Annotated in this window: 12 protein-coding genes; 5 read left to right on the top strand and 7 right to left on the bottom strand. The window is 58.0% G+C overall.

Going from position 1 to position 14617, the window contains the following annotated elements:
- Positions 1-501 precede the first annotated feature (501 nt).
- Positions 502-2703, bottom strand: a complete 2202-nt coding sequence (gene katG / locus AC2FJW_RS19050) for a catalase/peroxidase HPI (RefSeq protein WP_496751072.1) — start codon at positions 2701-2703, stop codon at positions 502-504.
- A 428-nt stretch (positions 2704-3131) separates the two neighbouring features.
- Between katG and AC2FJW_RS19045 the strand changes: the two genes are divergently transcribed.
- Entirely contained in the window at positions 3132-4751 is a 1620-nt protein-coding gene (locus AC2FJW_RS19045; RefSeq protein WP_496751070.1) for a GMC family oxidoreductase, read from the top strand.
- Between the two features lie 4 nt (positions 4752-4755).
- Here AC2FJW_RS19045 and AC2FJW_RS19040 read toward each other — a convergent pair whose 3' ends face one another.
- A complete protein-coding gene (locus AC2FJW_RS19040) occupies positions 4756-5601 on the bottom strand; it encodes an SDR family oxidoreductase (RefSeq protein ID WP_496751069.1) in 846 nt (281 codons plus the stop codon).
- A gap of 88 nt (positions 5602-5689) precedes the next feature.
- On the opposite strand from AC2FJW_RS19040, the gene AC2FJW_RS19035 reads away from it, so the two are divergent.
- Complete coding sequence (locus AC2FJW_RS19035; RefSeq protein ID WP_142637587.1) at positions 5690-6322, top strand: class I SAM-dependent DNA methyltransferase; 633 nt, start codon at positions 5690-5692, stop codon at positions 6320-6322.
- A 127-nt stretch (positions 6323-6449) separates the two neighbouring features.
- Positions 6450-6854, top strand: a complete 405-nt coding sequence (locus AC2FJW_RS19030) for a hypothetical protein (protein ID WP_496751067.1) — start codon at positions 6450-6452, stop codon at positions 6852-6854.
- A 6-nt stretch (positions 6855-6860) separates the two neighbouring features.
- On the opposite strand, the gene AC2FJW_RS19025 is transcribed toward AC2FJW_RS19030, so the two are convergent.
- The 3 genes from AC2FJW_RS19025 to AC2FJW_RS19015 are packed head-to-tail and all read right to left on the bottom strand — an operon-like array spanning position 6861 to position 10812.
- Positions 6861-7640, bottom strand: coding sequence for a carnitinyl-CoA dehydratase (locus AC2FJW_RS19025; RefSeq protein WP_281973956.1), 780 nt, complete (start codon positions 7638-7640; stop codon positions 6861-6863).
- The gene (locus AC2FJW_RS19020; protein ID WP_496751065.1) at positions 7637-9655 is read right to left on the bottom strand and encodes an acetate--CoA ligase family protein; all 2019 of its coding nucleotides are present in this window, start codon (positions 9653-9655) and stop codon (positions 7637-7639) included. Before AC2FJW_RS19020 ends, AC2FJW_RS19025 begins: the two co-directional genes overlap by 4 nt.
- The gene (locus tag AC2FJW_RS19015) at positions 9652-10812 is read right to left on the bottom strand and encodes an acyl-CoA dehydrogenase family protein (protein ID WP_496690501.1); all 1161 of its coding nucleotides are present in this window, start codon (positions 10810-10812) and stop codon (positions 9652-9654) included. Before AC2FJW_RS19015 ends, AC2FJW_RS19020 begins: the two co-directional genes overlap by 4 nt.
- A 77-nt stretch (positions 10813-10889) precedes the next feature.
- On the opposite strand from AC2FJW_RS19015, the gene AC2FJW_RS19010 reads away from it, so the two are divergent.
- Positions 10890-11831 (top strand): GlxA family transcriptional regulator, encoded by a 942-nt coding sequence (locus AC2FJW_RS19010; RefSeq protein WP_496751064.1) that lies wholly within the window; start codon positions 10890-10892, stop codon positions 11829-11831.
- Here AC2FJW_RS19010 and AC2FJW_RS19005 read toward each other — a convergent pair.
- Both AC2FJW_RS19005 and AC2FJW_RS19000 read right to left on the bottom strand, forming a co-directional pair.
- Positions 11828-12817, bottom strand: a complete 990-nt coding sequence (locus tag AC2FJW_RS19005) for a sterol desaturase family protein (protein WP_496751062.1) — start codon at positions 12815-12817, stop codon at positions 11828-11830. The genes AC2FJW_RS19010 and AC2FJW_RS19005 overlap by 4 nt on opposite strands.
- 12 nt (positions 12818-12829) lie before the next feature.
- Complete coding sequence (locus AC2FJW_RS19000; RefSeq protein ID WP_496751061.1) at positions 12830-13585, bottom strand: class II aldolase and adducin N-terminal domain-containing protein; 756 nt, start codon at positions 13583-13585, stop codon at positions 12830-12832.
- A 116-nt stretch (positions 13586-13701) separates the two neighbouring features.
- Between AC2FJW_RS19000 and AC2FJW_RS18995 the strand changes: the two genes are divergently transcribed.
- Positions 13702-14577, top strand: a complete 876-nt coding sequence (locus AC2FJW_RS18995; protein ID WP_496698996.1) for a LysR family transcriptional regulator — start codon at positions 13702-13704, stop codon at positions 14575-14577.
- The last annotated feature ends 40 nt before the right edge of the window (positions 14578-14617 follow it).

The raw sequence follows: 14617 nt of genomic DNA, 5'->3' as shown, positions 1-14617 counted from the left end.
CATTCAATCCGTCGAAAACGAACCAAACCGCCCACATATCTCTTCAGTTATCCATCAATGTCAAAGAACAAAACACCCAGAGCCAAAAATCAGACCGTTGCGCCAATAACATCAGCGCGCCCGCCCAAATCATTCCCTAAGATGCCCACCGTCTCTCCGATGCGTCCGGCTGTCTCTCCAACCCGTCCCACCGTCTCTCCAGTGTGTCCCAAGCGCCTCAGCAGCGCCGGTGAAGGGGTATTTACGGATTAGGTCTGGGACCTGCAACCCCCAATCTGAAAAAACTTTGCATTTCTTAACAGAAACTTCTCTAGGTTAATGAAAACAACAGGTTAGCTTAATAATTCTCTCTTCCGAGCCGGTAACGGACCGCACGGAATGGGGGAAAGAACAGCCCCTGGGCGGAATCGTACCCAATGCTGGGTATGCGCCCGGAACCGGGGCAAACAAAACGCCGCCCGAGTCTCCTCGGACGGCGCAAATTCTGCGAAGGTCGCAGGCTTACTTCAGATCGAACCTGTCTGCATTCATGACCCTGTTCCAGGCCGAGACGAAGTCGCAGACAAATTTGCCTTCTGCGCCTGCCTGACCGTAGACCTCGACCAGAGCCCGCAGCTGCGAGTTGGAGCCGAAGACCAGATCGACGCGGGTACCGGTCCACTTGACCTCACCGCTGGCGCGGTCCCGACCCTCATAGACGCCCTTGCCCGCGGGTTTCCATTCGGTGCCCATGTCCAGCAGGTTGATGAAGAAGTCGGTGCTGAGCGTGCCGACGCGGTCGGTCAACACACCATGCTTGGTGTCACCAAAATTGGCTCCGATCACGCGCAGACCGCCAACCAATGCGGTCATTTCCGGCGCCGACAGAGTCAGCAGCTGGGCCTTGTCGACCAGAAGCTCTTCGGGTGAAACCGAATAATCCGTCTTCTGATAGTTGCGGAAGCCGTCGGCCTCGGGCTCGAGCACGGCAAAGCTGTCCACATCGGTCTGATCTTGCGTCGCATCGGTGCGGCCAGGTGTGAACGGAACCTCAACCTCCTGACCACCGGCCTTGGCGGCCTGTTCGACACCCACATTACCAGCCAGAACGATCACGTCGGCCAGAGACACTTTCTTGCCCCCGGATTGTGCGCCGTTGAACGTCGCCTGAACGCCCTCAAGCGCGGTCAGCGCCTTGGCCAGCTTCATCGGTTCGTTCGCGTCCCAGTCTTTCTGCGGAGCAAGACGGATACGTGCGCCATTGGCACCGCCGCGCTTGTCCGAGCCGCGGAAGGTCGAGGCCGAAGCCCATGCGGTCGAAACCAGCTCGGACACCGAGAGGCCAGTGGCCGCGATCTTAGCCTTCAGCTCGGCCACATCCGCGTCACCGATCAGCTCGTGATCCACGGCGGGGACATTGTCTTGCCACAGCAGTTCCTCGGCCGGAGATTCCTCGCCGATGTAATTCGAGCGCGGGCCCATGTCGCGGTGGGTCAGTTTGAACCATGCACGGGCGAAAGCGTCAGCGAATTCTTCCGGGTTCTCGTGAAAACGCTTTGAGATCGGACCATAGATCGGGTCCATGCGCATCGCCATGTCGGCGGTGGTCATCATGGTTTTGACCTTCTTCGACGCGTCATGCGCCGCCGGGGCCATGTCTTCTTCTTTGACATTCACCGGTTCCCAAATCCACGCGCCCGAAGGGCTTTTGGTCAGGTTCCAGTCATATCCGAACAGCAGGTCGAAATAGCCGTTATCCCATTGGATCGGATTTGCGGTCCAGGCGCCCTCTACCCCTGAAGTGGTGGTATCGTCACCCTTGCCGGACCCAAACTTGTTGATCCAACCAAAGCCCATCTCTTCGATCGGGGCGGCTTCGGGTTCGGGGCCGACCAGATCGGGATCGCCCGCGCCATGCGCCTTGCCGAAGGTGTGACCACCAGCAACCAGAGCAACGGTTTCCTCATCATTCATTGCCATCCGGCCAAAGGTGTCGCGGATGTCACGACCCGAAGCCAGAACGTTGGGCTCTCCGTCCGGACCTTCAGGGTTTACATAGATCAGGCCCATCTGCACTGCAGCCAGAGGGTTTTCCAGATCGCGCTCACCGGAATACCGGCTCTGCGGATTGTCGGTCGGGGCCAGCCATTCTGTCTCGGTTCCCCAATAGATGTCTTCTTCGGGGGCCCAGATATCGGCACGGCCGCCGGCAAAACCAAAGGTTTTGCCACCCATGGATTCGATGGCACAGTTACCTGCCAGGATCATCAGGTCAGCCCAGGAAATCTGGTTTCCGTATTTTTGTTTGATCGGCCACAGCAGACGACGCGCCTTGTCGAGGTTACCGTTGTCCGGCCAACTGTTGAGCGGCGCAAAACGCTGGTTCCCGGTCGAGGCCCCGCCACGGCCATCTGCCGTCCGGTAGGTGCCTGCACTATGCCAGGCCATCCGAATGAACAGACCACCATAATGGCCATAATCCGCCGGCCACCACTCCTGTGAATCCGTCATCAGCGCATATAGGTCTTCTTTCAGCGCCTTCATATCCAGCTTTTTGAACTCTTCAGCATAGTCGAAATCCGAACCCAGAGGATTCGAAGCTGCTCCGTGCTGGTGCAGGATCGACAGGTTTAGCTGGTTCGGCCACCAATCCCGGTTGGAACGGGTTCCAGCGCCGTGCATCACAGGGCATCCGCCTGCTTTGGGGTTATCACTTCCGTCCATATCGGTCTCCAATCCTAGCTAATATCCGGCGATCTTGCGCAGTGAAATTCGTGGTAATCAAGAACACAGATTCAAGACACGTCTTCCTCATCCATATACGCTGAGCATCTGGCAAGGGTATCGGTATTCCTGAAGTCCTGACCTAGTCAGAAATAGCAAATTGCACTCATGCATAAAAGTTTTGTTTAATGATGAAAACCATAGGAAATAATTATGAAGAGAACATCCCCGGATCCCGTGCAATCGGAACAATTTTCAGATCCCTGAATAACCTTGGGTCACATATAGACCACAGCCCTTGTTTTTCATCCGTATGCGACCACTGTCTTTATGAACGACACGAGCGCGGGTTCTTTTGTTCGGATCCGCGCCTAATACAGATTGACCGGCGTATTTGACTGCCGGTTCCGAAAATTTTTGGAGTCTGAATGCAATTTGATTATGTAATTGTCGGCGCAGGATCCGCCGGTTCGGTTCTTGCCGGTCGTCTGAGCGAAGATCCTGGAATACGTGTCTGCCTTCTTGAAGCCGGAAACGGCGGCAACGGCATGCTTACCAGATTGCCCGCGGCAACAGTGGCCTCGCTGCCGGGGCGGCCGAAAATCAACAACTGGGCATTTGAAACCGTGGCCCAACCGGGGCTGAACGGCCGCAAAGGATATCAGCCGCGCGGCAAGACGGTGGGCGGGTCCAGCGCGATTAACGCAATGTTGTACGTCCGGGGTCAGCGTCAGGACTATGATGGCTGGGCTGAACTGGGCTGTGCCGGTTGGGACTGGGACAGCGTCCTTCCCTATTTCAAGATGTCCGAACATAACGAAGATGGCGCCGACGACCATCACGGCGACAGCGGCCCTCTGCACGTGTCAAACCAGAAACAGCCGCGCCCGATCACGCTTGCCTTTATTGAAGCTGCCGAACAGATGCAGCACCGCCGAAGCCGGGACTTCAACCGGGGCGATAACGAGGGCGTTGGTCTGTATCAGGTCACACAGTTTCACGACCCCTCGAAGAATGGTGAGCGATGCTCGGCAGCGGCAGCCTATGTCTTTCCGGTCATGGACCGCCCAAACCTGACGGTCATTACCGACGCCCATGCCAAAGAGCTGACCTTTGAAGGAAAGCGGGCCACCGGTGTGGTGTACAGGAAAAAGGCGAAAGGTGCGGATATCACTGTCTCCGCCAGGCGCGAGGTTCTGGTTTGCGCCGGTGCACTTCAAACTCCGCAGTTGTTGCAGCTATCCGGGATTGGTGCCGCTGATGATCTGGTCAAACATGGGATCAAGGTGCGGCACGACCTGCCGGGCGTTGGCAAGAACCTGCAGGACCATCTGGATTTCACGCTGCTCTATAAAACCCGGGACACCAACACATTCGGCATCGGTGTCGCTGCCGCACTGAATTTGGCAGGACATATTTGGCGCTGGCGTAAGACCGGTAAGTCGATGGCGGCCACGCCATTTGCCGAGGGCGCCGCGTTTCTGAAAACCTCCCCGGCTTTGGATCGCCCCGACATCCAGCTGCACTTTGTCATTTCCTTGGCCGATGATCATGCAAGGAAGCTGCATTATGGCTATGGGTTCGGCTGCCATGTGTGCAAATTGCGCCCCGAAAGCCGTGGCACGGTCGGGCTGCACAGCGCCGATCCCTTTGCCGCTCCGGCCATTGATCCGGCTTACCTGTCCGATGACCGCGATCTGGACACGCTGATCAAGGGCGCGCGTATGACCAAAGACATTCTGCACGCGCCGGCCTTCAGCAAGTTCCGCCACAAAGCGATGTACGGAACCGACGACGCACAGACCGATGCGGATTGGGAACATCACATTCGGTCCCGGGCCGACACGATCTATCACCCGGTCGGGACCTGCAAAATGGGCGTGGATGAAATGGCCGTGGTTGACCCCGAGCTGCGCGTGCGCGGGATCGAAGGGCTGCGCGTGGTCGATGCCTCGGTCATGCCGACGCTGGTGTCGGGAAACACCAACGCTCCGACCATCATGATCGCCGAGAAAGCCGCCGACCTGATCAAAGCCGCCGCCCGATAAGGGCTCAGCCGTCTTTCATCAGGGCCTGCAGCCCAGCGCGGTAATCCGGGTACAAAAGCCGGATACCCAGCTCATCCTTGATCCGGTCATTCCTGACCCGCTTGTTTTCATTATAGAAACTGCGGGCCATCGGGGACATATCGGCCTGGTCGAACGGAACCGCAGCGGGCAGAGGCAGGCCTTGCAGTTCAGCCGCATAGGCGATGACATCCTGTGGCGGCACCGGCTCATCGTCACAGACATTGTAGATCGCACCCGGGTTCGGCGATGCCATCGACGCCGCAAGCACCTGCGCGATGTCCGCTACATGGATGCGCGAGAACACCTGCCCCGGTTTGATTATGCGGCGCATTCCCACCCGTTTAAGTTTGGAAAATGGGCCGCGCCCGGGGCCATATATCCCGGCAAGGCGAAAGATGTGGACGGGCAGGCCCGGAATGTCTTGCCATTGTGTCTCGGCCCGGACGCGCCACCTGCCGCGCTCGGCCATTGGTGAAGGAAGGGTCGCCTCGTCCACCCACCCGCCTTTGTGGTCCCCATAGACTGCGGTAGTGGAAAGGTATCCGACCCAATCGAACTGACCTGCGCGGTCAGCGATTTCGTCGCCAAGCGCCGCCAGCACCGGATCTCCGCCCGCATTCGGCGCGGTCGAAATCAACAGATGTGTTACCCCGTCCAAATCAACCTTCTGACCGGGCCAGATCACCGGTTTGGCACAGGATGCGCGGACCGCACCCGATTGCGCCGGATCGCGCGTAGTTCCGAATACGCGCCAACCCGCCGGTTCAAGATGCCGCGACAGGGCCTGCGCCGAATATCCGTGACCGAATGAAAAGAGTGTCTTAACCATATCCTTCTTGATGATCGCCAATGGTCCAAGATGCAAGCACCCGCACTGGATACTTGATTCGAATCCCCACATACGCCTTTCATGAGTCATGAGTACAAAATCGCCCGACCTGCATGCAGCTTATGCGCTAGACAGCCCCGAGGACCACAAACGGCTTTATGCCGAATGGGCTGGCGACTATGATGACGGTTTTGCGGCGCGCGAGGACTATCAGTTGCATATCCACACCGCCCGCGCCTTTGTCAGCGCCGGGGGACAGGGTCCGGTTTTGGATGTCGGTGCAGGCACCGGGCTTTGCGGTGCGGTGCTGGCCGGGTTGGGCGTTGGCCCAATCGACGCCACCGATATCAGCGCCGAGATGCTGGATCAGGCCCTGCGCAAAGACATCTACCGCGACGCGATTGAGGCTGACCTGAACCAGGGCATTCCGGTCCCGCGCGACAGCTATTCGGGCATTGTGTCCTCGGGCACATTTACCCATGGCCATCTCGGCCCCGAGGCCCTGCCCGCGCTGTTGAACGTGGCCCGGACAGGCGCGCAATTCGCTCTGTCGATTAACGCGAAACACTACGAATCTCTGGGATTTGCTGACGCACTGCACCAGCTTGCCCATGGGCAGATACAAAACCTGTCCCTGCCCGAAGTTCGAATCTACGGCGACCTGGCTGCCGGGCCCAACCGGGACGATACCGCCCTTATCGCAATGTTCGAGAAGATCTGATCTTAGCAAAGTGCCTGGGCGACCTGATTAACGCCCCATTCTGGAATGCCTTGCAGTTAGTGATCATAGTGTCGAGCGTCCAATTATGGTACCATATTGAGATTATTTCGTTCGTTTGAGGATACTCATGGCACTTATTCATTACGTAGATCTCGCAGACAGCCCTGCTGCTTTTAATTCCGACAACTTCATCCGGTTGCGTCCAACACATGGTGATAGTGAACCGACCAACGCCCTTACAATCCGCATTGACAAGAAGAGGTTTCACTCAGGCTCAACATCCGAAGATATCATTTCGCAACTGATGGCCGCCACTGCTCTGATCAAGCTGACGACACCCGTGGGCAAGCCTGTCTGGATCGGCAAGGACAGGCTGATCGACATTGTGCAATCGTCCCCAAGCCTGCATCACCCAGAAACCAATTCTGTCCTGACGCTTCACGTCAAGAATGAACCAACCAACGGCCCCTCAATTGATCAGCAGGTTCGCGAAACAGTTGCCGAGGTCGAGGCGTTGTTCAACGGTTCGTAGTTCCGCTCAGCGCCCTTTCCAGACCGGGTCGCGTTTCTCGGCAAAGGCGCGCGCGCCTTCGAGATTGTCTTCAGAACCATATAGAATGTCCACCGTCGGCAACTGCCGCCCGGTGATCCGGTTCATGGCATCCTGAAACTTGGAATCTTCGGCGTCGCGCACGATCTCTTTGATCGCCGCGTAAACCAGCGGGGGGCCGCTGGCCAATAAACGGGCCAGTTCCCATGCCCGGTCTAAAAGCTGATCACCTGGGACGATCTCGTTGATCAGGCCCCACCCTTTTGCCTCAACCGGATCGAACCAGCGGCCAGTCAGCAGCAGTTCCATCGCGATATGGTAGGGGATGCGTTTTGGCAACTTTACACTGGCCGCATCGGCCACGGTGCCCGACCGGATTTCGGGCAGGGCAAAGCTGGCATGCTCTGCAGCGATGATCATATCCGCACTCAGCGCCAGTTCCAGCCCGCCACCACAGGCAATCCCGTTCACCGCAGCGATGACAGGCTTGTTCATATCCCGCAGTTCCTGCAGCCCGCCAAAACCGCCGACTCCATAATCTCCGTCCACGGCGTCTCCGTCCGCGGCGGCCTTCAGGTCCCACCCCGGGCAAAAGAACTTTTCGCCACCACCGGTCAGGATGGCCACGCGCAACTCTGGATCATCGCGGAATTCGCGGAACACTTCACCCATGATCCGGCTGGTGGCCAGATCAATGGCATTTGCCTTGGGTCGGTCCAGAGTGACCTGCAGAATCGCGCCATCGCGCTTGGTTTTAACCGGGTTCATATACGTGCCTTTCGGATCAGAGCATCCACGGCCACAGCGCCATCGGGATTGCAGATGAGTGGATTGATTTCAACTTCGCTGACATGGGCTGCATTGGCAATAACATAGGCTTGCACAGCCTCGGCTGCATTCAGGATCGCCTCGGTATCCGCCGCCGGTTTACCGCGATACCCCGCAAGCAACGGCGCACAGTTCAGCTTGCCCAGCGCCTGACGGACCGCGTCCCGGGATGACGGGATCAGCACTGAAACACTGTCGCGCAGAATTTCGGTCAGCACGCCTCCAGCCCCTAGCGTCAGAACATAGCCATGGGCCGGATCACGGGTGACGCCGATCAATAACTCGGCAACACCGCCTTGGGCCATCTCTTCGATCAGAACTTCGTCGGTTCCAAGCTCGGTCGCAACCGCGCTCAGATCGTCCAAGCCGACGCCAAGGCGCACCGCACCATGTTCGGATTTATGCGCAAGCCCGACGCCCTTGACCGCGAAAGGCGCGGTCAGATTCGATGCAGCATGCGCAGCCTGGTCCGGACGCGTCACTACGGATTGAGGAATCCGCAGACCATGATCTGCCAGCGCCCGTTTGGCCTCTGCTTCGGTCAAGACATGGTCTGCCTCAGCCTGCGAGGGCAACAGTACCGGATCAGCCGGTGCCGCAACCGGCCGCGCGGCGGCCTCAACCGCAGCCAAGGCTTCATGCAGACCGGCAAAGGGCACCACACCGCCGTCCAGCAGGCGCTGCGCCACATCCTCGGGCATCAGTTCGGGCAATGTCGCGGCAACGGCAAAGGGTCGCCCGGTCCGGGCAGCGCAGTTCAACGCCGCTTGGGTGGCGCACTCCCAATCCGACGCGTCGGTATGAGGATAGTCGACAATCGCAATGGTTATGGCCTGTTCCGGCCCGGTCATCGCCGACCACGCGCGGGTCATCGCTTCGGTATCGCGCCATATATAGGTGTGGTAGTCCAGCGGGTTCGCCAACGCCACCATGGGCCCCAAAGCTGCGCGCAGGTCAGCTTGCTGCACCTTGGTCAATGGCGGGAAATGCAGATCGCGTCCCTCGGACATATCTGCGGCTAGGCTGGCTTCACCGCCCGAGCAGCTGATGGTACCCAACCCGCTGCCGCGCAATCGTCCCGTAACATGCAACAGCTTCAGACATTCCAAAAAGCTGGGAATGTCGTCCAACCGTGCGATTCCCAACCGGTCCAAAAAAGCCTGCGCGCCCGCATCACTACCTGCCAAAGACGCGGTATGCGAAATCGTCGCCGCCTGCGCATGGGACGAGCGGCCCATTTTCAAAGCAACGACCGATACGCCCCGTCTGCGTGCCTTGTCGGCCAAAGCCTCCCATTTTCGCAGATCGCCAAACCCCTCGATATGAACACCGATAGCGGTGATCCGGTCGTCGTCCAGAAGTGTTGAGGCAACGTCAGCCTGATGTGTCTGCGCCTGATTCCCGCAGGTCAGCATGAACGCCAGCGGCAGGGCCCGGCGTTGCATGGTCATGTTGATTGCAATATTCGAACTTTGCGTCAGGATCGCTACGCCTCGTTCCACCGGTTGCATCCCATGCTGATCCGGCCAGACTGCGACTTGATCCAGCCCGTTGACGAAACCATAGCAATTGGGACCCAGAACAGGCATTTCCCCGGCGGCTGCAATCAACTGGTCCTGCAGATCGGCGCCCAGATCATCCTCGGCTCGCGCCTCGGTGAACCCCGACGCGAAACAAACCGCACCCCCTGCCCCGATCGCTGCCAGCGCCTGAACCGCCTCGATTGTTGCATGACGATTGATGCCCACAAAGGCCACATCCGGGGCCGTGGGCAAATCCTCGAGCCGCGCAAAAACGCGCTCTCCGGCGACCTCGGCGGCTTTGGGGTGGACCGGCCAGATATCGCCTTGAAACCCGAACTTGCGCGCCTGTTGAATGACTGACGTGCACCAAGCCCCACCACCGATCACAGCAATGGAGCTGGGGTTCAACGCCCGTGCCAGCGCCGTTGTCATGCGCCAAGTGCCCGCAACAGCTCACGACTGATGATGTGACGCTGAATCTCGCTGGTACCGTCCCAGATGCGTTCGACACGCGCATCGCGCCAGAACCGTTCCAGCGGGTAATCGTCCATCAGCCCCATGCCGCCATGTACCTGAATCGCGGCGTCAGTCACCCGTGCCAGCATTTCGGACGCATAGAGCTTGGCCGAGGCAATCTCGCGGTTTGCAGGCAGCCCTTTGTCCAGCCGGTCGGCCGCTGCCAGCGTCAACAGGTCAGCGGCATCGATTTCGGTGATCATGTCAGCGATCTGGAATGACACGCCCTGGAACTTGCCGATTTTCTGACCGAATTGTTCACGCGTGGCTGCATAGTCCAGCGCATAGTCAAAGGCGCGACGTGCGCGTCCGACCGACATGGTCGCCACGGTGATGCGGGTGGCATATAGCCAGGTATTCATCACCTCGAACCCGCCATCGACCTCGCCCAACACCTGACTGTCGGGCAGGCGACAATCGTCAAAATCCAGGACCATGTTCTTATAGCCCCGGTGGCTGACCGATTTATACCCGTCCCGGATGGTAAATCCCGGCGTGCCGCGATCCACAAGAAAGGCTGTGATCCGTTTCTTTGGACCTTTTGGCGTCTGATCTTCACCCGTCGCGATGAAAACGATGATGAAATCGGCATGCTCCGCGCCCGAGATGAAATGTTTGGTCCCGTTGACGACCCAATCTCCGCCGTCTCGAACTGCGGCACATTTCATACCACGCACATCCGAACCTGCACCTGGTTCGGTCATCGCCAGTGCATCCATCCTTTCGCCCCGAACTGCGGGCATCAGATAGCGTTCGACTTGCTCGCCCTCGCAGGCCATCAGGATGTTTTGCGGACGGCCAAAGAAGTGGTTCAAGGCCATCGATCCCCGGCCCAGTTCGCGCTCGACCAGTGCAAATTCCCGATGGTTCAGCCCGGCACATCCGACGCTTTCGGGAAAATTGCAGGCATAGAAACCCAATTCAATTGTCTTGCGCTTGATCTCATCCGCTATTTCCTGCGGAACTTCGCCGGTACGTTCAACCAGCTCTTCATGTGGATAGATCTCTTTCTCGACGAAACTGCGAACAGTCGCGGCGATCATCTCTTGCTCGTCGGTCAGGCCATATTGCATCTGCGGTCTCCACATCTGGGGCTCGCGATATCGTGGCCCGGGTTGCAAAGTTCATCGTGCAGAAATAGACGTTAACCATGCGAAGATGGACAAAATCGCCTGCCGCGATGCAGCAATTCGGGGTCCTGCTTTTTGATGGGTTTTCAAACCATTGCCTTGCCAACACGGTCGAACCCCTGCGTGCGGCCAATTCGCTGGCCGGACGAAAACTGTATGACTGGGAATTCCTGTCGCTGACAGAAGGGCCGGTCACATCATCCTCGGGGTTGCAGGTTACGCCGCACGCAAGACTGCAATCTGCCCGCGGCGGTACATTGATGGTGATGCCATCCTATGGGTTTCGCGCGCATGGCGGCTGGCCGACGCTGACCGGATTGCGATCCGCCGCAAATCGCTATGACGTTCTGGCTGGGCTGGATACTGGAAGCTGGCTGCTGGCGCTGGCCGGACTGCTGGACGGGTATCGCGCCACCATCCATTGGGAAGAGCTGACCAGCTTTACCGAGCGGTTCCCCGAGATCGACGCCCTGCGCGAGCGCTATGTCATCGACCGGAACCGCATCACCTGTTCCGGCGCCATGGCCGCGTTTGACCTTGTGCTGCATCTGATCGGTCAGGACCATGGGCAGGCGCTGGCCCTTGAGGTGGCGCAGCTGTTCATGACCCGCGATTCCGCGCGGTCGCATTCCGGCGGGGCCGGGGCGACCACCGGCTATGTAAACAAGGCCCTGGCGCTGATGCAGGAAAATTTGGAAACCCCGCTGCCCATTACGGATATCGCCAGACAGGTCGGACGCTCACACAAGGCATTGTCGACACGAATGCAGGCCGAACTGGGTGCGGGTCCGGCTCAGGTCTATCGCCGCTTGCGCCTGAATTTGGCGCGGAAGCTGGTGGCAGAAACCGACCTGACTGTCAGCGAGATCGCCCTGCGGGCCGGATACGACGATCCCAGCGCCTTGACCCGCGCCTTCCGCGCCGAATTCGGGATCACACCGCGCGCCCTGAGAGTCGGTTAAGTATACATCTGCTTTTTATAAGCCCGCGTCCGCGTCGTCGCCTCGGCAGAACCGTCATGATAAGTGCCAAACCACTTGTCGAACGGAATCTCGGACGTGCCATAGTTGCACTCGAAATACCGGTGATGCAGTTGGTGAAAGAAGTCGCCTGCACGGGCGGCCTCGGTGTCCCCAGCTTTTAGCTTTTCGAACCCGGAATGGGACAGGACCGGGCTGACCTGCTGAAAATAGGCGTGGAACAACAGATGCATCGGATGCGACGGCACGATCAGATGAATGAAATATGTGGTGAAGTACAACAGGTTCTCAAACCAGTGGTTTGATATTCCAGACCACGGCCCGATATTAACGTTCCGGTGGTGCACGGCATGGACGTGTTTGTAGAGTTTCGGGTGATGCTCTAGTCGATGCACCCAATAGAAATGCAGCCCTGACCACATTGGGATGAGCAACATCCAGATCACAAACCAGATCGGAGCCGCGGACCATGTAACGGTGGGAACATAGCCGTTGGCCATCGCCCAGTAGATACCCCATTGGTAATTCGTGGCGACGGTCATGGCGCTGCCCAAGGTCCACCAGATATTGTCCCAGACCTGATTGCGAAAAGTGAAGTTCCCGTTATCCCGGGTCAGGTCCCGGCGGTCGAATTTCTTGTACATGCCCTGCCCCTTGCGCATGTACAGCCACCAGTGCAGCCCGCCCGCGACCAGAATTTGTGGCATCATGTTCAGCAACCAGATACGGAACATCCAGCCGGGCTGAAAGGCCTTCATAGTCTCTAATGCAGGGAAAAACAGCACATAGACCGTTACAGTAAGCCCCATGCACAGCGTCAGAGAGGTGATTTGCAGCCACGCGCCACCATACCACCTCAACACCGCTGATGGGCGGGGTGGCCAGTTGAACAACGGGTTCAAAGCCACCGGCCCCTGAGGGTGATAGTGCCAGCGGGCTGCTTCGGGATTTTGATCAGAATCCGTCATCCGGTTATCTCGTCAGCTTGCGTAATCCGAGCCTTCAGCATCCAACAGCGCTTTGATCTCACGCAGATGTGCCTCGGCCTGATCGGGATAATCTTCCAACTCCTGCGCGGTCTTTTCCGCAATCTCGTCTGACAAAACGCGCAGTGGTTGGCCCGTCTGTAAGGCACGGATATACGTTTCAGCAGCGCGTTCGAAATAATAGAGTCTATTAAAGGCATCTGCCGGGTTACTACCCAAAATCAAAACCCCATGATTACCCATGATCATGACTTTCTTTTTGGGGTCTGCCAGCATGGTTGCGCAACGTTCCCCCTCGCTTTCGAAAGCAAGTCCACCAAATTCGTGATCGACCACATAACGGTTGTAAAACGTAGTGGTGTTCTGATCGATCGGCGGCAATGTGCTGTCGGCCAACGAGGCCAGAACCGTGGCAAAGATGGAATGCACATGCATTACACAGCGGGCATGAGGACAGTGCCGGTGAATCGAACCATGCAGGCCCCATGCAGTTGGGTCCGGTGCGCCGGGTTGGGTCATGACATCAGCGTCTTTGGCATCCAGAAAAAGCAGGTTCGATGCTATTACTCGTGCAAAATGCATCTGATTGGCGTTCATCAAGAATTGTGTGCCGTCCTGATTCACCGCCAAGCTAAAATGGTTTGCGACCCCTTCGTGCATATTCAGACGTTCAGCCCATCGAAATGTAGCCGCCAGATCCACACGTTCAGGCCAATGGTCAATATTGGGGCGCAAGCTGGCAACGCTCATTTCCGTCTCCTGTCAGCGGATTGCTTGATTGGAAAATCGTGCCCGCAGTAGAAAAAATTGACCAACGAAAAAATCGCGCCTATTTCATAAGCTGAACTAATGGCCAGGTTATGCCCATGCAAAAACAGCTGCCCCCGTTGGGTTGGCTTCGGACTTTCGAGGCCGCGGCCCGCCATTTGTCCTTTACCGCGGCAGCGCGCGATCTAAACATGACACAAAGTGCAGTCAGCCAGCAAATCAAGTCGCTTGAGGCCTATCTTGGCCAACCGCTTTTCCTGCGCCGTCCCCGCGCACTTGAATTGACCGGGGCCGGGATCAGCTATCTCCCTGTCGTGCGTGAGGCATTTCGCACATTACTGCGCGGAACGCGGGCCGTGACCGGGGCCCAGCAGAACGCGGTGCAGGTACAATGCAACATCACTTTTGCGGTCAACTGGCTGGCCCCCCGCCTTCCAATGTTTCAGGCCGAACACCCGTCTGTACAGCTGAACATATTCACCGAGTTGTGGGAGCCCCGGGAAATGGCGGAGGGGGCTGCGGTAGAAATTCGATTTTCGCTCAGACCTTCGGACACGGTGCGAACCGAACTGCTGCGATCCGATCATTATTATCCGGTTTGCGCGCCGGGCTATGAGGTGTCGCTGGATACACTACAGCGAATCCCCTTGTATGACTGCTCAAACCTGCTGTCGAATTGGCAGAATTGGATCGAAGATCAGGGTCTAATTTGGGAAAATCCTCCGATCACATATTCCACCACCTATCTGGTCAGCCTGTCGGTTGCGATGGCCGGGGGTGGCTTGTGCCTGACGCATGACACAATCGCGCGCGACTTGATTGATGAAGGTCGATTGGTTGCACCATTCGAATATCGCGCAGTTGTACCAGAGGCCTATTACCTGTTGCTGTCGCCTCAGGCAGAAGAGTCACCAGGAGCGATTGCCTTTGCCGAATGGGTCCGGCGCGAGATTGCGAAAACGTTCCCTGGCTAGGCCGTGGCTCTCCTGCCTAGCATAGCGGCTCTTACGGGAC

The organism is Ruegeria sp. CDSA020, from assembly GCF_059612345.1.
The sequence above is the reverse complement of the archived record's forward strand: the minus strand, read 5'-3'. Positions and strand labels throughout refer to the sequence as shown.

Coding starts and splice junctions, on each gene's coding strand:
- AC2FJW_RS19045 (WP_496751070.1), top strand. CDS start 3,132: ATGCAATTTGATTATGTAATTGTCGGCGCAGGATCCGCCGGTTCGGTT.
- AC2FJW_RS19040 (WP_496751069.1), bottom strand. CDS start 5,601: ATGGTTAAGACACTCTTTTCATTCGGTCACGGATATTCGGCGCAGGCC.
- AC2FJW_RS19025 (WP_281973956.1), bottom strand. CDS start 7,640: ATGAACCCGGTTAAAACCAAGCGCGATGGCGCGATTCTGCAGGTCACT.
- AC2FJW_RS19035 (WP_142637587.1), top strand. CDS start 5,690: ATGAGTACAAAATCGCCCGACCTGCATGCAGCTTATGCGCTAGACAGC.
- AC2FJW_RS19015 (WP_496690501.1), bottom strand. CDS start 10,812: ATGCAATATGGCCTGACCGACGAGCAAGAGATGATCGCCGCGACTGTT.
- AC2FJW_RS19020 (WP_496751065.1), bottom strand. CDS start 9,655: ATGACAACGGCGCTGGCACGGGCGTTGAACCCCAGCTCCATTGCTGTG.
- AC2FJW_RS19000 (WP_496751061.1), bottom strand. CDS start 13,585: ATGAGCGTTGCCAGCTTGCGCCCCAATATTGACCATTGGCCTGAACGT.
- AC2FJW_RS19030 (WP_496751067.1), top strand. CDS start 6,450: ATGGCACTTATTCATTACGTAGATCTCGCAGACAGCCCTGCTGCTTTT.
- katG (WP_496751072.1), bottom strand. CDS start 2,703: ATGGACGGAAGTGATAACCCCAAAGCAGGCGGATGCCCTGTGATGCAC.
- AC2FJW_RS19010 (WP_496751064.1), top strand. CDS start 10,890: ATGCGAAGATGGACAAAATCGCCTGCCGCGATGCAGCAATTCGGGGTC.
- AC2FJW_RS19005 (WP_496751062.1), bottom strand. CDS start 12,817: ATGACGGATTCTGATCAAAATCCCGAAGCAGCCCGCTGGCACTATCAC.
- AC2FJW_RS18995 (WP_496698996.1), top strand. CDS start 13,702: ATGCAAAAACAGCTGCCCCCGTTGGGTTGGCTTCGGACTTTCGAGGCC.